This window comes from Klebsiella sp. CN_Kp113, assembly GCF_040064585.1.
Taxonomy (GTDB): Bacteria; Pseudomonadota; Gammaproteobacteria; order Enterobacterales; family Enterobacteriaceae; genus Klebsiella; species Klebsiella michiganensis.
Genome location: NZ_JBEAID010000017.1, coordinates 1 through 20018, shown reverse-complemented (window position 1 = coordinate 20018; position 20018 = coordinate 1). Strand labels below are relative to the sequence as shown.

At 56.4% G+C, this 20018-nt stretch carries 19 protein-coding genes and 1 tRNA gene; 12 read left to right on the top strand and 8 right to left on the bottom strand.

Features of this window, described 5'->3' with window-relative positions:
• Positions 1–8: 8 nt before the first annotated feature.
• The gene (locus ABLV30_RS08570) at positions 9–833 is read right to left on the bottom strand and encodes an MBL fold metallo-hydrolase (protein WP_032748501.1); all 825 of its coding nucleotides are present in this window, start codon (positions 831–833) and stop codon (positions 9–11) included.
• Between the two features lie 333 nt (positions 834–1166).
• Between ABLV30_RS08570 and ABLV30_RS08565 the strand changes: the two genes are divergently transcribed.
• Positions 1167–3341, top strand: coding sequence for an extracellular solute-binding protein (locus tag ABLV30_RS08565; protein WP_025107122.1), 2175 nt, complete (start codon positions 1167–1169; stop codon positions 3339–3341).
• A 115-nt stretch (positions 3342–3456) separates the two neighbouring features.
• Here the strand turns inward: ABLV30_RS08565 and ABLV30_RS08560 are convergent, their stop codons facing one another.
• The 3 genes from ABLV30_RS08560 to ABLV30_RS08550 all read right to left on the bottom strand — a co-directional run bounded on the left by ABLV30_RS08560 (position 3457) and on the right by ABLV30_RS08550 (position 4951).
• The gene (locus ABLV30_RS08560; RefSeq protein WP_071846135.1) at positions 3457–3753 is read right to left on the bottom strand and encodes a hypothetical protein; all 297 of its coding nucleotides are present in this window, start codon (positions 3751–3753) and stop codon (positions 3457–3459) included.
• Between the two features lie 210 nt (positions 3754–3963).
• Positions 3964–4446 carry a hypothetical protein gene (locus ABLV30_RS08555; RefSeq protein ID WP_025107123.1) on the bottom strand — a complete coding sequence of 161 codons (483 nt, stop codon included), beginning with the start codon at positions 4444–4446 and terminating at the stop codon, positions 3964–3966.
• Between the two features lie 428 nt (positions 4447–4874).
• Positions 4875–4951, bottom strand: a tRNA-Arg gene (locus tag ABLV30_RS08550).
• A 339-nt stretch (positions 4952–5290) separates the two neighbouring features.
• Between ABLV30_RS08550 and folD the strand changes: the two genes are divergently transcribed.
• Both folD and ybcJ read left to right on the top strand, forming a co-directional pair.
• Positions 5291–6157: a bifunctional methylenetetrahydrofolate dehydrogenase/methenyltetrahydrofolate cyclohydrolase FolD gene (gene folD, locus ABLV30_RS08545; RefSeq protein ID WP_004099791.1), complete on the top strand. Its 867-nt coding sequence runs from the start codon at positions 5291–5293 to the stop codon at positions 6155–6157.
• 1 nt (position 6158) lies between these two features.
• On the top strand, positions 6159–6371 hold the full coding sequence (gene ybcJ / locus ABLV30_RS08540; RefSeq protein WP_025107125.1) for a ribosome-associated protein YbcJ: 213 nt from the start codon (positions 6159–6161) through the stop codon (positions 6369–6371).
• A gap of 294 nt (positions 6372–6665) precedes the next feature.
• On the opposite strand, the gene cysS is transcribed toward ybcJ, so the two are convergent.
• Positions 6666–8051, bottom strand: coding sequence for a cysteine--tRNA ligase (gene cysS, locus ABLV30_RS08535; protein WP_004848430.1), 1386 nt, complete (start codon positions 8049–8051; stop codon positions 6666–6668).
• A 173-nt stretch (positions 8052–8224) separates the two neighbouring features.
• Between cysS and ppiB the strand changes: the two genes are divergently transcribed.
• From ppiB to mnmH, 5 genes are all read left to right on the top strand, one after another.
• Positions 8225–8719: a peptidylprolyl isomerase B gene (gene ppiB, locus ABLV30_RS08530; RefSeq protein ID WP_004099775.1), complete on the top strand. Its 495-nt coding sequence runs from the start codon at positions 8225–8227 to the stop codon at positions 8717–8719.
• Positions 8720–8722: 3 nt separating this feature from the next.
• Positions 8723–9445: a UDP-2,3-diacylglucosamine diphosphatase gene (lpxH, locus tag ABLV30_RS08525; protein WP_265801653.1), complete on the top strand. Its 723-nt coding sequence runs from the start codon at positions 8723–8725 to the stop codon at positions 9443–9445.
• 281 nt (positions 9446–9726) lie between these two features.
• Entirely contained in the window at positions 9727–10236 is a 510-nt protein-coding gene (purE, locus tag ABLV30_RS08520; protein WP_004848424.1) for a 5-(carboxyamino)imidazole ribonucleotide mutase, read from the top strand.
• On the top strand, positions 10233–11300 hold the full coding sequence (gene purK / locus ABLV30_RS08515; RefSeq protein WP_148849199.1) for a 5-(carboxyamino)imidazole ribonucleotide synthase: 1068 nt from the start codon (positions 10233–10235) through the stop codon (positions 11298–11300). Before purE ends, purK begins: the two co-directional genes overlap by 4 nt.
• A 205-nt stretch (positions 11301–11505) precedes the next feature.
• Positions 11506–12585 (top strand): tRNA 2-selenouridine(34) synthase MnmH, encoded by a 1080-nt coding sequence (gene mnmH, locus ABLV30_RS08510; RefSeq protein WP_032719617.1) that lies wholly within the window; start codon positions 11506–11508, stop codon positions 12583–12585.
• Positions 12586–12702: 117 nt separating this feature from the next.
• Here mnmH and ABLV30_RS08505 read toward each other — a convergent pair whose 3' ends face one another.
• Entirely contained in the window at positions 12703–13848 is a 1146-nt protein-coding gene (locus tag ABLV30_RS08505; protein WP_265801656.1) for a porin, read from the bottom strand.
• A gap of 209 nt (positions 13849–14057) precedes the next feature.
• On the opposite strand from ABLV30_RS08505, the gene ABLV30_RS08500 reads away from it, so the two are divergent.
• Entirely contained in the window at positions 14058–14366 is a 309-nt protein-coding gene (locus tag ABLV30_RS08500) for a monooxygenase (protein WP_014228233.1), read from the top strand.
• Between the two features lie 123 nt (positions 14367–14489).
• On the opposite strand, the gene ybbP is transcribed toward ABLV30_RS08500, so the two are convergent.
• Together ybbP and ybbA are read right to left on the bottom strand one after the other, a co-directional pair.
• Complete coding sequence (gene ybbP / locus ABLV30_RS08495) at positions 14490–16907, bottom strand: putative ABC transporter permease subunit YbbP (RefSeq protein WP_348865589.1); 2418 nt, start codon at positions 16905–16907, stop codon at positions 14490–14492.
• Positions 16904–17590, bottom strand: a complete 687-nt coding sequence (ybbA, locus tag ABLV30_RS08490; protein WP_048261560.1) for a putative ABC transporter ATP-binding protein YbbA — start codon at positions 17588–17590, stop codon at positions 16904–16906. Before ybbA ends, ybbP begins: the two co-directional genes overlap by 4 nt.
• Here ybbA and tesA point away from each other — a divergent pair.
• From tesA to ABLV30_RS08475, 3 genes are all read left to right on the top strand, one after another.
• Entirely contained in the window at positions 17561–18184 is a 624-nt protein-coding gene (tesA, locus tag ABLV30_RS08485) for a multifunctional acyl-CoA thioesterase I/protease I/lysophospholipase L1 (protein ID WP_049079717.1), read from the top strand. The two genes, ybbA and tesA, sit on opposite strands and share 30 nt — an antisense overlap.
• Positions 18174–18983: an SDR family oxidoreductase gene (locus ABLV30_RS08480; RefSeq protein WP_162557615.1), complete on the top strand. Its 810-nt coding sequence runs from the start codon at positions 18174–18176 to the stop codon at positions 18981–18983. The genes tesA and ABLV30_RS08480 overlap by 11 nt, the downstream gene beginning before the upstream one ends.
• 61 nt (positions 18984–19044) lie before the next feature.
• Positions 19045–19899: a co-chaperone YbbN gene (locus tag ABLV30_RS08475; RefSeq protein WP_014228228.1), complete on the top strand. Its 855-nt coding sequence runs from the start codon at positions 19045–19047 to the stop codon at positions 19897–19899.
• The last annotated feature ends 119 nt before the right edge of the window (positions 19900–20018 follow it).

The following is a 20018-nucleotide window of genomic DNA, read 5'->3' as shown; positions in this document are numbered from 1 at the left end:
CATATCCTTTATTGGTTAATGCTCAGGTTAAGCCCGTCCCAGGCAACAAGAATGTTCTCTTTATCGCATGCTGCTACTAGCTCATCGTGCAGAAGACCGCCGCTGTGTGAAATATGCGAGACGACAAGCTGACTTGTTTTCTTCAGGCAGCCCAGTTCCGCCAGTCTGTCTCTGGCAGCGAACACCGTTTCCAGACTCATATGGTTATTGGTACGATTTTCTCCATTAAAGCCGTAGGTACACTCCAGAACGGCCAGATCGATTTTTTTTCCTTCCAGCCACTGCCAGGTGAGCTCAGGAAACCAGCCAGAGTCATGACCGTAAAATATTGACTGGCCCTCTTTTTCGATAAACCAGGTATAACAAAGCTCCCATTTAGCATGGTTAGCCAGCAGCGGAGTTATCCGATAACCACGGGTTTCTACGGTGACGAAGGGCACCAGGCAATGAAAGGCAAAGCGCTCTGCGCTATAGCCCGGCAAAACCTCTGCCGCACCGTTAATCGCACGATCGTTCCCAAAGATATTCAGCGGATGGGTAATCTCAAATCCGTAACCCTCCATTCGGCTGAAAAGATCGCCGACGTTGAAATGATCGGGATGAGTATGGGTAAACAGAAGCGACCTGATTTCAGTTGCGTCCATGCCGTCGCGCAGCAGCTGCTGGCTAAATTCCGGTGCGACGTCAATCAACAGTTCATCATCAATAATCGCGGAAGAGTGTGTACGAATGTCTTTTCCCTTACGTATACGGGCTTGCTGACAGTGCTCGCAGCGGCAAAACGGGTTAGGTATTCCTTCAGACGCTGCCGTTCCCAGAAAATGGATCTTCATGATTTCCTCTTATCACTAACAGGTTGCTGTTTTTATCATCAGAAATGCAATCAAAAGTAATTGGAACGTGTCAATTATGGTTCTGCCGTTTAACAGGAACAATGATCTTTTATCCCAGAAGTGATCACCTTCAAAAACTTATTTTATTTATGTTAAATTTCAACAAATTGTAATCTTTACTACATGGTTACTCGTCTCAAGCCGGAAAAGATTAATATTTTTAATGTCTATAAATCACACAAATTTATTTTGTAACGTTCAAATAACACCGGCAACGATAGTTTTCAGAGGTAGGCCGTGCTAGCATCAACGCATGAGGGTAAGGATTAAAATATGCCGACAATCAAAGACATAGCAAAGCTAGCCGGTGTGTCACACGGCACTGTCTCGAACGTACTTAATGGCAGAGGTAATGTCAGCGTTGAGAAGATTGAAGCGGTTCAACGAGCGGCTAAGGAAGTGGGCTATCAGTTAAATGCGCAGGCGCAATCGTTAAGAGCCAGTAAAAGCCAGGGGGTGGCGCTACTGCTGCCAGACATTAATGCGGAGCAGTATTACCAGCTTTACCGGGGCTTACATCAGGTCTGTCAGCCATCATTAAGCGAACCGCTGGATCTTTACCTGACCAACGATCTGCCCAGCCTGGAACTGGAGATTCTGCAAATGCTGGCGGCAAAATCTTACCAGACCATTGTTACCGTCAGCTGCCTGAGCAATAGCCAACCTTATTATGAAATGCTTAAGCTGCCCGCGGAACAGATCCTTTTTGCGTACCGGCAACCTGCCGGAGCTGACAACTATTTCAGCCTCGATTACGTCACTGCGGGTGAACACCTTGCGAGAAGAGCGCTCGCGCAGCGGCCGGGCCATATCGGTATCTTCTGCGAACCACTTGAATATGCTCATAGCGCATGTTTTATGCAGGCGATACAGGAGACCTGCCGGACAGTAAGTCCGCAGACTAAGCTCACCGTTTTATCCTCGCAGGCGGGCGAGTCTAACACCGTAGCGTTTGATTTTTTCCGCGGCGTTCCCCCCGATATTTTCATCACTCAGGATAGTGATAAAACGCGAGCCGTGACGCAGGCAGCCTGGTTTGGTAGCGTGCAGTCCTGTCCGCAGATACTGCAGTTGAGTGATAATCTTCCGGCAGCCTTCGACGGCGTCACAAACTACCAGATGGACTATGGTCGCCTGGGTACCGCCATCGCTTCCCATATTCGCCAGCCTAAAAAACAGGTAACGCATCGAATTCTGACAAATAGCGGATTTTCATTAGATGGCCAATCCGTCCAGCCGCCTGAGACTGAGGCGACGTTGAATATGTTAATTTTACCCAGCCCCTCAACCGATGCGCTGAAAAAGCTGTTACCTCACTTTTATCGTCAGACCGGTATCAAGGTAAATCTTGCGGTTTATCCTTATGATGAAGTGTTTGAAATTCTTTCCCATCTTCATCTGCATCCCTATTACGATCTCCTGCGCATCGATATGGCCTGTTTTCCCTGGTTTGCAGAAAAAGCGTTATTGCCGCTGGAGTCGATTTCCCCTGCGCTGCCGCAGCTGCTGACTCATTTTTCTGACCAGATTCAACAGCACTTCAGCATGGTGAATGGCACCGCGTGGGCCATCCCCTTTGATGCCAGTATGCAGCTCCTGTTTTACCGACGCGATCTCTTTGAAGATGCGACGATAAAACGGATGTTCTACGAAACGACGGGCAAAGAGTTAACGCTACCCGAAAACTTTGCGCAATTTGATGAGTTAGCGACTTTCTTCAGTCGCCAGCATCAGCCGGATAACAGGCTGCGCCCGATGGGCACGGCGGTGACCTTAGGCAGCTCAGGGCTTATCGCCACGGAATATCTGCTGCGTTACTACGCGCTCGGCGGACGTCTGGTTCGCGAAGGCGAACCAGTTCAACTGGAGACTTCGCTTGCCGCTACGGCGCTTGAACAATACCTGCAACAGCTCTCCGTCGCCGTGAATCTCTCAGGAGAATGGTGGAGTGACGCCGTTAAGCAGTTTGAGCGCGGCAACCTCGCCATGTTGATCATGTATCTCAATTTGTTCAACGACGTCGCGCATAGCCCTATCGCTCCCACTATCGGCTATGCTTCAGTCCCGGGACAGCTTCCACAGTTGGGAGGGGGATCCATTGGGATGTCCCGCTACAGCAAAAAGAAAAAGCAGGTTGAACAGTTCTTCAACTGGCTTTATTCCGATGAAATTGCGCGTCATCTGGTTCTGCTCGGAGGAAACTGCGCCTGGTCAGGGGTTTGTCACGATCAGAACGTCCTGAACCTCTATCCATGGTTTAATTTATTGAATGAAAAGGGCATGGTCGGGATAAGAGAGTCGCAGGGTACGCAGGGTAAGCCCTTCAACCTGCGCCAGGCAGAAATTATTATCGGCCAGGGCGTGACGAACGCGATAAATGGGATTATGGATGTCTCTCAGGCCGTGGAATACATTAACAGGCGAATAAAAAATGAAACCGGCGCCTGAGGCCAGGAAAACGAGCGTGCCTCTGCCCTTTTTCCAGAGAGTCTGCGTGTTGCTGGACTCTCTGAAACCAGGTTCCAGCGCAAACTATCGTTGAGTTTCCAGCGGAGATAAATATTTATATTTGTTGAGATTGACGCCAGCGTTTAATCATCTCTTGAGTGACTTCTTTCTTATAACAAACTGGCGCATAGCCTCCTGCTTTACTCCAGGCACTGCGCCTGCCGCAGGCACTGCCGTTTCTCGCCCGATTAAACGGACAAGCGCAAACGCCGGGGTAAGAAGCGATAGAAGCCTCAATAATTTGCTGCTTAACTTGATCATCAGTTAATTGCGGTGTTTTAGCAGCAGCAGCGCCGACGATAAAAGTGCACAGCAACACTAACACGGCGGTAACGGGTCGTTTAACGGCCATAATGATTGCTCTTGTGAGAGAGGACAACTCAAATTACGCGGCAGCAAGAAACAGCATATTGATCTTTCTCAATAGTGCCGAATATCTCTGAAAATATTTTTTGGTAACGTCACAAGAAATCGTTATACAGTCGATCTGCCTGCAGCTTGCACGCAGATCCTGTACTAAAAAGTGCCTCAAAGCCATGTGGGCTCGAATCTTATTCCGCGCCTATTCATGGCCTTTAGCTTGAATATATTCGCTAATCGTCATTTTCGAATCGCGAATCCGATCGGAAATTTTACGGAAGCTATCTTTCCATTCTGCAGGTAATTTTTTTATCTGAGCTATCTTACAAGCTACGCTATAAGGAGTGCGCCCAAGCTTTTCAGCCAGCCAGAAGAGATGCTCTCCTATCTCCTCCTCCGGAATAGGCTCTAATACTTCCCGTAGCATGGACTCATCATTATCATTCCAGGGTATGCCAGCGTTTGGAAACCGTGGATCGATAACCTTTTCTTTCTTTTCTCCACTCTTTTTTACCGACGAAGATTTTTGTGAAGACAGTATAGCAACACGTGCTTTCATCGCCCCGATGGCGGCAACAGCCCGGACCAAATCAAGGCGTTCCGTGCGTGTTAACAAATTTTCATCGCAAATTAAATCATTCAGCAAATCAATTGTTTCATTGAGATTATCTTCAGTTATATTCATATACTGTCCTTAGCGGCATGTTCCATGATTGAATGCTATAGCATCCTCATAGTTTCATATATTTCATCCGACCCGGCATATTATGTGATTCAATGGCGAATATACTAACTCAAATATTTTAGACTGTATCTGCCTATATTACTACGCATCCCTCAATCAACGAAAGACCTACTGCTGTAACCAACCGATGCAATTCGCCACCATTAATGAGTTGGTATTATCTCTCATTTGGCTCTGCCGTTCCTTTTATTGGTGGATTGAGGGCGCCCCTATTCGCCTGAATGAAATAAGCCCGTAAAAGTCTTCTGCGCCGCCCTGATTCGTTTACACCTGCGTAGGCTTCGATAAAGCCAGTCATAGAAAAAGACTCATTCCAGGGAGTAAAAGGTAAGGGAAGAGGATTTGGCAGAGGATTCTTAACAAAAAAATGGTACGCCCTACAGGGTTCGAACCTGTGACCTACGGCTTAGAAGGCCGTTGCTCTATCCAGCTGAGCTAAGGGCGCATTGAGAAGCGAGCTTCATGATGTGCAATCGCCGGAATTATACGGTCCACGCCTGATGAGTCAATGTATTTTGCCGCGAAACTGCGCTTGCCTGTGCAGGCTGGCGGCTTATGCCGCAAAAGCAGTATAAAGTTTATCCAACCTTATGTTTCTGCACGTTAACTTTTCTTCGGCTCCCGGCTCCTTTTTGCGCCATTCGCAGCGCGGTCAGGCCCGTTTTTCAGCCGCCGTAACGCCAAAGAAAGATAAAATCTTAAACGAAGACTGACAGCGGGGCTGGCTTCTGACAAAATATCGCCATCCCCCTTTCGTAAAGATACAGATGGAATCCTCTCTCTGATGGCAGCAAAAATTATTGACGGTAAAACGATTGCGCAGCAGGTACGCTCTGAGGTTGCGGAAAAAGTGAAGGCGCGCGTTGCGGCCGGATTTCGTGCTCCAGGGTTAGCCGTCGTGCTGGTCGGCAGCAACCCGGCATCGCAGATTTATGTCGGCAGCAAGCGCAAAGCGTGTGAAGAGGTAGGCTTCGTCTCCCGCTCGTACGATCTCCCGGAAACCACCAGCGAAGCGGAGCTGCTGGAACTCATCGACACCCTGAATGCGGATAGCGCCATCGACGGCATCCTGGTTCAGCTGCCGCTGCCCGCCGGCATTGATAATGTCAAAGTGCTGGAGCGCATTTCGCCGGACAAAGACGTTGACGGTTTCCACCCGTATAACGTGGGCCGTCTGTGCCAGCGCGCGCCGCGTCTGCGTCCGTGCACGCCGCGTGGGATCGTCACGCTGCTTGAGCGTTACAACATTGATACCTACGGCCTGAACGCGGTGGTCATTGGCGCCTCCAATATTGTCGGACGCCCGATGAGCATGGAGCTGCTGCTGGCAGGCTGCACCACCACCGTCACCCACCGTTTTACCAAAAACCTGCGTCATCACGTCGAAAATGCCGACCTGCTGATCGTGGCTGTCGGTAAACCGGGCTTTATTCCGGGCGAATGGATTAAAGAAGGCGCGATCGTGATCGATGTCGGGATTAACCGCCTGGAAAGCGGCAAAGTGGTTGGCGATGTGGTCTATGAAGATGCCGCCGCGCGCGCGTCGTACATCACGCCGGTTCCCGGCGGCGTCGGCCCGATGACCGTAGCCACCCTCATTCAGAACACGCTGCAGGCGTGCGAAGAGTATCACGACATTCAGGAGGCCTGAGATGGCGAATTTTTCTTTAGGCAAACACCCGCACGTTGAACTGTGCGACCTGCTGAAGCTGGAAGGCTGGAGCGAAAGCGGCGCGCAGGCGAAAATCGCTATTGCCGACGGCCTGGTCAACGTTGACGGCGTGGTGGAAACCCGCAAGCGCTGCAAAATCGTCGCCGGTCAAACGGTGAGCTTTGAAGGTCAGAGCGTTACCGTTACCGAGTAAAACGTTCAGGCGCCGCAACCGGCGCCTGTCCCCCCACCCCGACAGATGATCTCTCGTTTTTCTGCACTTCAGTCAGCGCCGCCATCTTCCGATATCACGTCCTGTGTAGCACAGCCGCTCCCCTGGCTGCCTCCGGCAACCTGCACTTCCGCCTGATACCTCTTCTTCCCAACGAACGCTGCAGCCGCTGGCCGGGAACGTACGAAGGCGAAATCAGGACCGCGCTTCGTTTCTTAGCCTGAGTCGGGGCAAAAAAATGCCGGGGATGGCCCCGGCTAAAAAGAGAGAATGAGACTACTTACGGCGCCAGGTGGTGCCCTGCGGGCCATCTTCCAGCACGATGCCCATCTCGTTGAGACGGTCACGCGCGGCATCCGCCGCCGCCCAGTCTTTCGCTTTACGCGCGTCCAGACGCTGCTGGATCAACGACTCAATTTCCGCCACTTCCCCGTCGTCCGCCTGCGCGCCGCTCTGCAGGAAAGCATCCGGCTCCTGTTCCAGCAGCCCCAGCACAGAAGAGAGCTTGCGCATATGCGCCGCCATCGCGTTGGCCGCGGCGGCATCTTCGGTTTTCAGGCGGTTAACCTCACGCGCCATATCGAACAGCACGGAATAGGCTTCCGGAGTATTAAAATCGTCGTCCATCGCTTCGATAAAGCGCGCCTCAAACGCCTCGCCGCCGGCCGGCTCTGCGGTTTTGTCGGTTCCGCGCAGCGCGGTATACAGACGCTCCAGCGCGGAACGCGCCTGCTTTAAGTTCTCTTCGCTGTAGTTCAGCTGGCTGCGATAGTGGCCGGACATCAGGAAGTAGCGAATGGTTTCCGCGTCGTAGAACTTCAGCACGTCGCGCACGGTAAAGAAGTTGCCCAGCGATTTTGACATCTTCTCGCGGTCAACCATCACCATTCCGGAGTGCATCCAGTAATTGACGTACTCGCCGTCGTGGGCGCAGGTGGACTGGGCGATTTCGTTTTCATGGTGCGGGAACATCAGATCCGAACCGCCGCCGTGAATATCAAAATGGTTGCCCAGCTGTTTGCAGTTCATCGCTGAACACTCAATGTGCCAGCCTGGACGGCCCGCGCCCCACGGCGACGGCCAGCTTGGCTCGCCCTCTTTCGACATCTTCCACAGCACAAAGTCCATCGGGTTATGCTTGACGTCAACGACATCAACCCGCGCGCCGGCCTGCAGCTGATCGAGATCCTGACGCGACAGCTGACCGTAGTTCGGATCGGTCGGCACATCGAACATGACGTCGCCGTTGTCGGCGACATACGCGTGGCCTTTGGCGATCAGCTGCTCGGTAATCTCAATGATTTCCGCGATATGGTGGGTGGCCCGCGGCTCCATATCCGGGCGCAGGATATTCAGCGCGTCGAAGTCTTTGTGCATCTCGGCAATCATGCGATCCACCAGCGCAACAAAGCTTTCGCCGTTTTCATTAGCACGCTTAATGATTTTGTCGTCGATATCGGTGATATTGCGCACGTACTTTAGCTTATAGCCCAGGAAACGCAGGTAGCGCGCGACCACATCGAATGAGACGAAGGTACGGCCATGGCCGATGTGACAGAGGTCATAAACGGTAATACCACACACGTACATGCCAACTTCCCCGGCATGGATAGGTTTAAATTCTTCTTTTTGGCGCGTCAGTGTATTAAAAATTTTTAACATCGAAGATTCCGTGTAGACGTGTGTGGATATAAGTCGCGTATTCTAACCTTAATTCAACCCCGAAGCAGCACACATTGCAAGGTGATCCAACCCCGCGGTTATGCTATAACAGCCCCCTATATCTCACCCGACTCCGGGTGCAGGCACCACAATCATCGGAACAGGATGCAAAAATGGTTACTTTCCACACCAATCATGGCGATATCGTAATCAAGACGTTTGACGACAAAGCGCCGGAAACAGTTAAAAACTTCCTGGACTACTGTCGTGAAGGTTTCTACGACAACACTATTTTCCACCGTGTAATCAACGGCTTTATGATTCAGGGCGGCGGTTTTGAGCCGGGCATGAATCAGAAAACCACCAAATCTCCTATTCAGAACGAAGCGAACAACGGTCTGAAAAACACCCGCGGTACGCTGGCGATGGCCCGTACTCAGGCGCCCCACTCCGCCACCGCGCAGTTCTTCATCAACGTCGCCGATAACGACTTCCTGAACTTCTCCGGCGAAAGCCTGCAGGGTTGGGGCTACTGCGTATTCGCAGAAGTCGTTGAAGGGATGGACGTGGTCGACAAAATCAAAGCGGTCGCCACCGGCCGCAGCGGCATGCACCAGGATGTGCCGAAAGAAGATGTTGTGATCAAAAGCGTCACCGTTAGCGAATAATTCGTGGCGACACTTTTTATTGCGGATTTGCATCTGCAAACGGAAGAACCGGCGATTACCGCCGGTTTTCTGCGCTTTTTACAGGGGGAAGCCCGCAGGGCGGACGCCCTGTATATCCTCGGCGATCTCTTTGAAGCCTGGGTCGGCGATGACGATCCTAACCCGCTGCATCGGCAAATCGCCGCAGCGCTCAAAGCGCTGGCCGATTCCGGCGTCCCCTGCTACTTCCTTCACGGCAACCGCGACTTTCTCGTCGGCAAGCGCTTTGCCCACGAAAGCGCGATGACCCTGCTGCCGGAAGAGAAGCTTCTCGACCTCTACGGGCGCAAGGTGCTGATTATGCACGGCGACACCCTCTGCACCGACGATGCAGGCTATCTGGCGTTTCGCGCGAAAGTTCACAATCCCTGGATCCAGCGCCTGTTTCTGGCCCTGCCGCTGTTTATCCGCCGCCGTATCGCCGCCAGAATGCGCGCCGACAGCAAAGCGGCCAACAGCAGCAAGTCGATGGAAATTATGGATGTGAATCCCCAGGCGGTCGTTGACGTCATGGAGAAACATCGCGTTCAGTGGCTGATTCACGGGCATACGCACCGCCCCGCCGTCCACCCGCTAGAAGCCAACGGCCAGACCGCGTACCGCGTGGTGCTCGGCGCCTGGCATAGCCAGGGCTCTATGGTCAAAGTGACGCCAGAAGACGTTGAGCTGATTCATTTTCCTTTCTAGCCCCCGGCAAGGGCTGATTCTTTATTTTCCGCGATTTATCCGGGCCGCACGATGAGCGCGTTGTGCAAATCTACCTGCTGGTGATGGGCATTCTTATGATGACCCGGTGACGGGGGCTGGTTTTACTTTTTGCCCGCTCATAACCGGCGCGTTTCATCGAATACCGACAACACAAAGGCGGCTGGCCATGCGCACGCAACCGTTTTCCTTGCCGGGAGTTCATGCTATTCTCTGTGGCCTCTAAAGCAGTGTGAAACACACCCACAGGAGTTTTAAGACGCATGTCTTCCCGCAATAATTCGGCGCGTATCGCCATCGTGATGGGGTCCAAAAGCGACTGGGCTACCATGCAGTTTACCGCAGAAATCCTTGATGCCCTGAACGTTCCGTACCATGTCGAAGTGGTCTCCGCCCACCGCACGCCCGATAAACTGTTCAGCTTCGCCGAAGGCGCGGAAGAAAACGGTTTTCAGGTGATTATTGCCGGTGCCGGCGGCGCGGCGCACCTGCCGGGCATGATTGCGGCGAAAACGCTGGTGCCGGTGTTAGGCGTGCCGGTTCAGAGCGCGGCACTGAGCGGCGTAGACAGCCTCTACTCCATCGTCCAGATGCCGCGCGGCATCCCGGTGGGTACGCTGGCCATCGGCAAAGCCGGGGCCGCCAACGCCGCCCTGCTGGCGGCGCAGATCCTCGCCCAGCACGATGCGGAACTGCACCAGCGCCTCAGCGCCTGGCGTCAGGCGCAAACCGATGAAGTGCTGGATAACCCGGATCCGCGGGGTGCGGCATGAAGCAGGTTTGCGTTCTCGGCAACGGTCAGCTAGGCCGGATGCTGCGCCAGGCCGGCGAGCCGCTGGGTATTGCGGTCTGGCCGGTCGGTCTGGAAGCCGACCCGGAAGCGGTGCCGGTACAGCAAAGCGTGATTACCGCAGAGATTGAACGCTGGCCGGAAACGGCGCTGACCCGCGAGCTGGCGCGTCATTCCGCCTTCGTTAACCGCGACGTTTTCCCGATAATCGCCGACCGCCTGACGCAAAAGCAGCTGTTCGATAAGCTAGCGCTCGCCACCGCGCCGTGGCAGCTTCTGGCGGATAAAAGCGAATGGCCTGCGGTATTCGCCCGCCTCGGGGAGCTGGCTATCGTTAAGCGCCGCGTCGGCGGCTACGATGGCCGCGGCCAGTGGCGTTTGCGGGAAAATGAAACCGCGCAGCTGCCGGAGGATAACTACGGCGAGTGTATCGTTGAGAAGGGCATTAACTTCTCCGGCGAGGTGTCGCTGGTCGGCGCTCGCGCCCGGGACGGCAGCACGGTCTTCTATCCTCTGACCCGCAACCTGCATCAGGACGGTATTTTACGCGCCAGCGTCGCTTTTCCGCAGGCCAATGCCCGCCAGCAGGCGCAGGCGGAGCAGATGCTGTCGGCGATCATGCATGAGCTGGGCTACGTTGGCGTGATGGCGATGGAGTGTTTCGTCACCGCTGATGGCCTGCTGATTAACGAACTGGCGCCGCGCGTGCACAACAGCGGCCACTGGACGCAAAACGGCGCCTCCATTAGCCAGTTCGAGCTGCATCTGCGGGCGATTACCGATCTGCCGCTGCCGCCGCCGGTGGTGAACAGCCCGTCGGTGATGATCAACCTGATCGGTACCGATCTGAACTATGACTGGCTGAAGCTGCCGCTGGTGCATCTGCACTGGTACGACAAAGAGGTACGTCCGGGTCGTAAAGTCGGCCACCTGAACCTGACCGACAGCGATACCGACCGCCTGAGCGCGACGCTGGAAGCGCTGAAGCCGCTGCTGCCGCCGGAATATGCCAGCGGTATCTTCTGGGCGCAGGCGCAGCTGGCGTAATCCTCTCTCCTTTATCCCGGCTTGCGGCGCGCTGCGCCTTAGCCGGGCTACCCAACTTGCCAGCCCCACGGATGCTTAAATCCAGCCATTCCTGACGCTATTCAGCGATACACCGTGAAAAATCAATTCAGCAGGGCGCTCACCGCGTACAATAGAGGAATTATCGCGTCGAGCGACGCGTCTGAATGACTTAACGGTTTAAATGATGGAATTAGTCCCACAGAATATTCGGCAGATTCTCGCCAGCGATACGCCGCTGATTGACGTACGCGCCCCGGTTGAATTCAGGCAAAGCGCCATGCCCGCGGCGATCAACCTGCCGCTGATGAACGATGACGAGCGTGCCGCCGTCGGCACCTGCTATAAGCGTCAGGGGCCGGACGCCGCCCTCGCGCTGGGCCATCAGCTGGTCAACGGCGAGATTCGCGCCCGCCGCCTCGCCGCCTGGAAAGAGGCCTGCGCGCGCTATCCCGAGGGCTACCTGTGCTGCGCTCGCGGCGGCCAGCGTTCGCATATCGTCCAGCAGTGGCTGAAGGAAGCGGGCGTGGATTACCCGCTGATCGTCGGCGGCTATAAGGCGCTGCGCCAGGCGGCGATACAGCTTACCGAAGAGCTGGTGCAGCGCCCTATCGTGCTGATCGGCGGCTGTACCGGTAACGGTAAAACCCAGTTGGTCGGCGCTCAACCGGACGGTATCGATCTCGAAGGGCTCGCCCATCATCGCGGCTCTTCATTTGGCCGAACCCTACAGGAGCAGCATCAGCAGGCAACCTTTGAAAATCACCTGGCCGTGGCAATGCTCAAAAAGTCAGGGCAGCAGACGCGCTGGGTGCTGGAGGATGAGGGGCATATGATTGGCGCCAATCACCTGCCGGAGTGCATGCGTCTTCGCATGGCGCAGTCGCCGCTGGCGGTGGTGGAAGATCCGTTCGCTGTCCGTCTTGAACGGCTGCGGGAAGAGTATTTTGCGCGCATGCATCATGATTTCCTGGCGGCCTACGGCGAAGAGCAAGGCTGGCAGGCGTATAGCGAATATCTGCATCATGGTCTGTTCGCAATCCGCCGCCGCCTCGGGTTACAGCGTTTTGCCCAGCTCACCGCCCGGCTTGATGAAGCCCTGCTTGAGCAGCAGCGAACCGCCAGCACCGAAGCCCACTTCAGCTGGCTGGTTCCCCTGCTGAACGAGTATTACGATCCGATGTACCGCTACCAGCTCGGCAAAAAAGCGGAGAAGATTATTTTTCGCGGCAGCTGGCAGGACGTCGCCGCCTGGCTGGCGGAGTAATCACATCCTCTCTTGTCCCGGCTTGCGGCGTAAATGCCTTAGCCGGGCTACGGGTCCGCAGACTGCGGTGAACCTGTAGCCCCGCTAAGCGCAGCGTCACCGGGGAAGTGTCAGCGCTTAGAAGTCGTAGCGCAGACGCACCAGGTTCATATCGCCCAGGTTGTCGGTGCTCGACGTGAAGACGTGTTCATAGTCAACGCGGAAACCATAATCCAGCTGGAAGCTCACGCCGACGCCGTTATCAATCCGCTGATAGTTGCGGCCGTTCACGTACTGCAGGCGGTCGCCCATAAAGTACGGCTGAATGGATTTCACCGCATACTGACCAATCGGGAATTTATAACCGGCAAAGTACTCAATACCCCAGGCATCGCCCGCGAAGTAGTTATGAACATCGGTTTTTTTGGTGGTCAGGAAGTTCTGATACCAGCCGCCGCCGAAGGAGAAGGTCCAGTTATCCGGCGTCCAGCTTAGCGCGGTACCGACGATATTCTGATCGTATAATTTGCTGTCTGAACTGGAGGGGTTACGCATATCGGCGCGGGTATAGTTCCACGCTGCGCCCCAGGTCAAATCCTTCATGATGTGGTAATCGGCGCCGATGGAGCCGCCGCCTTTACGCTTGTAGCGCAGGCCGTTTCCCGGCAGATATTCGCTGTCCTCAAACAGATAAGAGGCGTAAAGATCGACATCGCCAACGGTTTTCTTATATTTCAGCATATTGCGTGAGCGATAGGAGCCATCGTAGTCGCCGTTGATGCCGTTACCCGGCGCCTGGCCTATCATGTCGTAATCCCAGATATCGGTTTTTACCCCAACCACGTCGTAATAAACGCTGTTCTGCTGACCGTAGGTTAACGTCCCCCAGGTATCGCTTTTCAGGCCGGTATAGAGCATACGGCGGCTGGTGTTATTCGCGCCTTCGGCGTAGTGGTTATCCCAGTCGAAAAGCGCCGGAATATTGACGCCCAGCTCGTAGTAGCTGATCCAGCTAATATCATCGAACAGATAGTAGTCGGCGGCGAAGCGGAAACGGGTACCGCCATCGAAACCGTTACGTTTATAAGAGCCTTTGTCTCCGTCGCCGGACATCATGTTGAACTGGGGACGGATGCTCCCGCCGACGGTGAAATTAAGCCGGCTTAACGGATCGCCCGCCTGCGGATCTTGTTTTAAAAGCGTAATTTCCGCCTGGGATGCAAAAGAGGTTAACGCCAGGGCTGCGCCGATCGTTATCGCCAGCGCTTTTATTTTATGTGCCATACTTTTTCCTTGATTAATAAGCAACCTTATATTTGCCAGTTGAATATTAACTGCGATCGAGTATGGCGTGTTGTTGAGTTTTTAATGTTTCGTGCGGTTAAAAATCAGTGACTTACCATTTTGTGCCGTTAAAAAAACTGTGGTTATCTTTTCATCGCCATGTCATTAAAATGGTCTATTACCGCGCAAACATCATCCATGGAGGAAGTATGTCGAAAAAACTACTGCAGCTGCACTTTGCCTTTAACGGTCCCTTCGGCAGCGAGATGTCCCGTCAGCTCGTGGAGCTGGCCGAGTCCATCAATCAGGAGCCGGGTTTTATCTGGAAGGTCTGGACGGAAAGCGAAAAAAATCAGGAGGCGGGCGGGATCTATCTTTTTGCGAATGAAGAAACCGCGCTCGCTTATCTCAACAAGCACACCGCGCGTCTGAAATCTCTCGGCGTAAACGAGGTTATCTGCAAAATTTTCGATGTTAATGAGCCGCTCACCGCGCTAAACCACGGTCATCTGCAATAGCAACGCGCATCCGTACCGGGTAACCCCCCGGGTTGCGGCTGACGCCTTACCCGGGCTACTTTCCCGCATACAGTGAACCCCCCGGGTGGCGGATAACGCCTTACCCGGGCTACATAGCTAACCCTATCCCTGACTAAACTGGCGGAACAGCGCCTTACCTTTCAGCAGACGCAGCCCCAGCCAGCCGCCGCACAGCGACAGCAGTATCGCCCCGCACAGCGGCAGCATCACCCACAGCCGCCAGTCCGGAGACCACGGGAAGTCAAAGATTTTGCTTTGCAGCAGCGCCAGCGCCACCTCAGCGCCAATCGCCGCCACGACGCCGGACACCACGCCCAGCAGCGCGAACTCCGCCCACAGCGTGGTGCGCAGCAGAGACTTCCCGGCCCCCAGCGTGCGCCAGACCACCAGCTCCTGATAACGCTGACGCATCCCGACCTGTACCTGCGCCAGCAGCAGCAAAACGCCGCAGGCGGTGACCAGAATCACCATTACCTCAAGCGCGCGGCTTACCTGGGTCAGCACCTGGCCAATCTGCTGCAAAATCGCGCCGATATCCAGCAGGCTGACGGTGGGGAATTCGCGGTTGAGCTGCGTGAGCATCCCGTTGCCGTTATCCCAGCGGAAGCTGGTCAGCCAGCTTTGCGGCTGGCCGTCGAGCGCCCCCTGCGGGAAGATAAAGAAGAAGTTCGGCCGCAGGCTCTCCCAGTCGACTTTACGCACGCTGGACACCTTCGCGCTAAAGTCCTGAGTATCCCCGGTAAAGATCACGCTATCGCCGAGCTTGACGCCCAGACGCTGCGCCAGCCCCTCTTCAATCGACACCTCGCCCGACTTCGGCGGCCAGCTACCGGCAACCAGCGGATTATGATCCGGACGCTCGCGGCTCCAGGTGAGGTTAAGCTCCCGGTTCAGGGCTTCATCTTTATTGCCCTCCGTCACCTGACCGTTAATTTGCGTCAGGCGGGCGCGCACGATGGGGTAGAACTCGGTGGCGCGGGTCTGATGTTCGGCGAGGAAGGTTTTCACCGGCACCACCTGCTCCGGCGCAATGTTAATCAGGAAATAGTTAGGACTTTCCGGCGGCAGCTGCTGCTGCCAGCGGTCAAGCAGATCGCCGCGCAGCACCAGCAGCAGCGCCAGCAGCATAAACGACAGCGAAAAGGCCGCCAGCTGGCTCAGGGTCGACCACGGCTGGCGCAGCAGACGGTTCACCGCCAGGCGCAGCGGCAGCGCTTTTAACGTCAAACGCTTCAGTAGCCACAGAACGCCCCATCCCGCCAGGCCGCACAGCAGCGCCAGCACCACGGCGCCCGCCAGCACCGCCCATAGCAGGGGGCTGCCGCCCATCAGCAGCGCCAGCAGGGCTACCACCACCGCGCACACCACTGGAATATAGATCGTCAGCGGCCAGACGTTGGCGACGACATCCTGGCGCAGCACCCGCAGCGGCAGCGTCGCCAGCAGCAGTCTATAAGGACGCAGCCCGACCAGCAGGGAAATCACCACCATCGCGCCGATCGCCCACAGCCACGGCCAGCCGCTCGCCGCCGGCAGCGCCGCCGGGAGCACCGGCTTAAGCATCAGCAGCAGAATATGCTCCAGCCCGACGCCCATCGCCCCGCCGGCAACCACCGCCAGCGCCAGCAGCATCAGCCACTGGCCGACAATCAGCTTGCGCAGCTGCGCCCGCCCGGCGCCGAGGGTTTTAAGGATCGCCACCAGATCGTAACGACTGCGGCAGTAATGACTCATCGCCACCGCCACCGCGGCGACCGCCAGCAGCAGCGTTAACAGCGCCGACAGCAGCAAAAACTGCTGCGAACGTTGCAGCGATTTACCCAGCGCGCTGTCATCCTGCTCCAGGCCGATCCAGCGATGTTCAGGCCCCAGCTTCGGCAGCAGCCACTTTTCGTAGTCCGCCAGCTGCTGCGGGGTTCCGGCATACTTATAGCGCCAGGAGACGCGGCTCCCGGGCTGCACCGCGCCGGTTTTCGCCACGTCTGCGGTATTCATCATCAGCCGCGGCGCCATCTGGAAGGGGTTAAATCCGGCATCCGGCTCCTGTATCACCTCGCCGGCAATGCGCAGCGTGGCGTCGCCCACGTCGATGGTGTCGTCGGTTTTCAGATTCAGCAGCGCCATTAATCGCGGCGCCAGCAGCACGGTGCCGGCGTGCGGCTTCAGCCCCGGCGGCTGGGTCTGCAGCTGACCATATAGCGGATAGGTGTCGTCAACCGCTTTGACGTCCGCCAGCTGCGGCGTATCGCCGGAAAACGTCATAGTGGCGAAGCTCAGCTGTTCGCCGACGGTTAAACCAAGGCGACGCGCTTCGTCAATCCATGCGCCTGGGACTTCGCGCGAGCTGCGCAGCGTGCGGTCGCCGGCCATAAATTCCCGGCTCTGCTGGCTGAGTCCTTTCTCCATGCGGTCGCTTATCGAGCCCAGCGCCAGCACGCAGGCCACCGCCAGGCTCAGCGCCAGCCAGACGATCAGCAGCGACGGCGAGCGCCATTCGCGCCAGAACCAGCGGGCGATCATGCTTCCTCCTGCAGCTGGCCATCCACCAGCCTCAGCCGTCGGTCGCAGCGCGCCGCCAGCAGCGGGTCGTGGGTGACGAGGATCAGCGTGGTGCCGTGCTCGCGGTTCAGCGAGAACAGCAGGTCGGCGATTTTATCCCCGGTGTGACGGTCGAGGTTGCCGGTGGGTTCATCGGCGAACAGCAGCTCCGGGCGGCCGTTAAACGCGCGCGCCAGCGCGACCCGCTGCTGCTCGCCGCCGGAGAGCTGTACCGGCAGGTGATGCAGGCGTTTGCCCAGCCCCAGCTGCTCCAGCAGCGCCCGGGCGCTGCCGCGGCTCTGGCTATCGCTTTCGCCGCGCAGCAGCGCCGGAAGCTCGACGTTTTCCAGCGCATTGAGGGTGGGTATCAGCATAAAGGATTGAAACACAAAGCCGACGTGCTTTGCGCGCAGCTTCGCCCGCGCCTCTTCGTCCATCTGATGCAGCGGTTGTCCGAGCAGCGAGACCTCCCCGCTGCTGCCATCGTCCAGCCCGGCGAGGATCGCCAGCAGCGTTGATTTACCGGACCCCGACTCGCCAATCAGGGCGATGGTCTGCCCCTGTTTGACAACCAGCTCAACTCCGGTAAGGATGGAAAGCTGATGCTCACCCTGACCGACGGATTTCTTAAGATGATGAACTTCAAGTATGTTTTCCGCTGGCATTTGCCTTTCCTGTTTCTGGTCCTGTTTACCTGCCGCGCGATGGCGGCCGACACGCTGTTGGTTCTCGGCGACAGTCTGAGCGCCGGTTATCGCATGGCGGGCAATACCGCCTGGCCTGCGCTGCTTAACGATAAGTGGCAGACCAAAACGCCGGTGGTTAACGCCAGCATCAGCGGCGATACCTCGCAGCAGGGGCTGGCAAGGCTGCCGGCTCTGCTTAAGCAGCATCAGCCGCGCTGGGTGCTGGTAGAGCTGGGCGGTAACGACGGGCTGCGCGGTTTCCCGCCGCAGCAGACGGAGCAGGCGCTGCGTACCATTATTGAGCATATCAAAGCGGCGAACGCCCAGCCGCTGCTGATGCAAATTCGCCTGCCCGCCAACTATGGCCGCCGTTATAATGAAGCCTTTAGCGCAATTTATCCGGCACTGGCCAAAGAGTTTGATATTCCTCTGCTGCCCTTTTTTATGGAAGAGGTTTATCTGAAACCGCAGTGGATGCAGGACGATGGAATTCACCCTAATCGCGACGCCCAGCCGTTTATCGCCGACTGGATGGCGACGCGTTTGGCTCCCTTAGTTAATCATGACTCCTGATAACAGCGAGTCATTTGCAGGTAAAGTTATGCAAAAATCGGTTTTAGTTACAGGATGTTCCAGCGGAATTGGTCTTGAAAGCGCCCTTGATTTAAAGCGCCAGGGCTTTAACGTGCTGGCCGCCTGCCGCAAAGCGGAAGATGTCGCACGGATGCAGGAGCTGGGGCTGACCGGTGTGTTGCTGGATCTTGACGATCCGCAGAGCGTTGAACGCGCCGCCGCCGAGGTGATTGCCCTGACCGACAACCGCCTGTACGGCCTGTTTAACAACGCGGGCTACGGCGTCTACGGCCCGCTGCCGACCATCAGCCGCCAGCAGATGGAGCAGCAGTTTTCCGCCAACTTTTTCGGCGTCCATCAGCTAACGATGCTGCTGCTTCCGGCAATGGAGCCGCACGGCGAAGGGCGTATTGTGATGACCTCGTCGGTGATGGGAATTATCTCCAGCCCCGGCCGCGGCGCCTATGCCGCCAGCAAATTCGCGCTGGAAGCCTGGTCAGACGCGCTGCGCATGGAGCTGCGCCACAGCGGAATTAAGGTCATCCTGATTGAGCCGGGCCCGATCCACACCCGCTTCACCAACAACGTCAACCAGACCCAGACCGATAAGCCGGTGGAAAACCCCGGCATCGCCGCCCGCTTTACTCTCGGGCCGGAAGCGGTGGTGGAAAAAGTGCGCCATGCTTTTGTCAGCGATAAACCGAAGCTGCGCTACCGGGTCACTCTGGTGGCGCATGCGGTCGCCCTGCTGAAACGCCTGCTGCCGACCCGCGCGATGGACAAAATTATCCAGGGCTAAGTTGAAGCGCCTGCCGTCGCCCCCATATATCTATACAAATATCGATTAAAGAGACTTGCTCATGTCCGCACAGAATATTGTCAATATTACCGAAGCTAACCTACACCAGACGCTACAGCAGTCCGCGACAACGCCGGTGCTGTTCTATTTCTGGTCCGCGCGCAGCCAACATTGCGAGCAGTTGACGCCGGTACTGGAGAGCCTCGCCGCCCAGTACAACGGCCTGTTTACCCTCGCTAAAGTTGACTGCGATGCCGAACAAATGCTGGCTTCGCAGTTTGGCCTGCGCGCAATCCCTACGGTTTACCTGTTCCAGAACGGTCAGCCGGTCGACGGCTTCGAAGGCCCGCAGCCGGAAGAAGCGGTGCGCGCGCTGCTGGATAAGTTCCTGCCGCGCGAAGAGGAGCTCAAAGCGCAGCAGGCGCTGGCGCTGATGGAGGAAGAGAACTACGCCGAAGCGCTGCCGCTGCTGAAAGACGCCTGGCAACTGTCGAACCAGGAGAGCCAGATTGGCCTGCTGCTGGCGGAAACGCTGATTGCCCTCCACCGTTCCGATGAAGCGGAAACGGTGCTGAAAACCGTGCCGCTGCAGGATCAGGATACCCGCTATCAGGGACTGGTGGCGCAGATCGAACTGCTGAAAAAAGCCGCCGACACGCCGGAAATTCAGCAGCTGCAGCAGCAGGTAGAGCAGAACCCGGAAGACGCGGCGCTGGCCTCCCAGTTGGCATTACAGCTGCATCAGGTTGGGCGTAACGAAGAGGCGCTGGCGCTGCTGTTCAGCCATCTGCAAAAAGATTTAGGCGCCGGAAACGGCGAGGTTCGCAAGCTGCTGCAGGAGATCCTCTCCGCCCTCGGCACCGGTGACGCGCTGGCCGCGAAGTACCGCCGCCAGCTCTACTCTCTGCTTTATTAACCGTAAAAAACCCGGCTCGCGCTGCGCTTAGCCGGGCTACAGGTTCCCCGCCGTCTGCGGGACGGTAGATACTGTGAACGCCTGCAACCATTTTTAGTTGCCGATACTTTCTCCGGCTC

Excerpts from the sequence above, each read along its gene's own strand:
- ABLV30_RS08480 (WP_162557615.1), top strand. The coding sequence starts at position 18,174 with ATGACTCCTGATAACAGCGAGTCATTTGCAGGTAAAGTTATGCAAAAA.
- ybbP (WP_348865589.1), bottom strand. The coding sequence starts at position 16,907 with ATGATCGCCCGCTGGTTCTGGCGCGAATGGCGCTCGCCGTCGCTGCTG.
- ybbA (WP_048261560.1), bottom strand. The coding sequence starts at position 17,590 with ATGCCAGCGGAAAACATACTTGAAGTTCATCATCTTAAGAAATCCGTC.
- purK (WP_148849199.1), top strand. The coding sequence starts at position 10,233 with ATGAAGCAGGTTTGCGTTCTCGGCAACGGTCAGCTAGGCCGGATGCTG.
- ABLV30_RS08475 (WP_014228228.1), top strand. The coding sequence starts at position 19,045 with ATGTCCGCACAGAATATTGTCAATATTACCGAAGCTAACCTACACCAG.
- folD (WP_004099791.1), top strand. The coding sequence starts at position 5,291 with ATGGCAGCAAAAATTATTGACGGTAAAACGATTGCGCAGCAGGTACGC.
- ABLV30_RS08565 (WP_025107122.1), top strand. The coding sequence starts at position 1,167 with ATGCCGACAATCAAAGACATAGCAAAGCTAGCCGGTGTGTCACACGGC.
- cysS (WP_004848430.1), bottom strand. The coding sequence starts at position 8,051 with ATGTTAAAAATTTTTAATACACTGACGCGCCAAAAAGAAGAATTTAAA.
- mnmH (WP_032719617.1), top strand. The coding sequence starts at position 11,506 with ATGGAATTAGTCCCACAGAATATTCGGCAGATTCTCGCCAGCGATACG.
- ybcJ (WP_025107125.1), top strand. The coding sequence starts at position 6,159 with ATGGCGAATTTTTCTTTAGGCAAACACCCGCACGTTGAACTGTGCGAC.
- tesA (WP_049079717.1), top strand. The coding sequence starts at position 17,561 with ATGAACTTCAAGTATGTTTTCCGCTGGCATTTGCCTTTCCTGTTTCTG.
- ABLV30_RS08555 (WP_025107123.1), bottom strand. The coding sequence starts at position 4,446 with ATGAATATAACTGAAGATAATCTCAATGAAACAATTGATTTGCTGAAT.
- purE (WP_004848424.1), top strand. The coding sequence starts at position 9,727 with ATGTCTTCCCGCAATAATTCGGCGCGTATCGCCATCGTGATGGGGTCC.
- ppiB (WP_004099775.1), top strand. The coding sequence starts at position 8,225 with ATGGTTACTTTCCACACCAATCATGGCGATATCGTAATCAAGACGTTT.
- ABLV30_RS08560 (WP_071846135.1), bottom strand. The coding sequence starts at position 3,753 with ATGGCCGTTAAACGACCCGTTACCGCCGTGTTAGTGTTGCTGTGCACT.
- ABLV30_RS08570 (WP_032748501.1), bottom strand. The coding sequence starts at position 833 with ATGAAGATCCATTTTCTGGGAACGGCAGCGTCTGAAGGAATACCTAAC.
- ABLV30_RS08505 (WP_265801656.1), bottom strand. The coding sequence starts at position 13,848 with ATGGCACATAAAATAAAAGCGCTGGCGATAACGATCGGCGCAGCCCTG.
- ABLV30_RS08500 (WP_014228233.1), top strand. The coding sequence starts at position 14,058 with ATGTCGAAAAAACTACTGCAGCTGCACTTTGCCTTTAACGGTCCCTTC.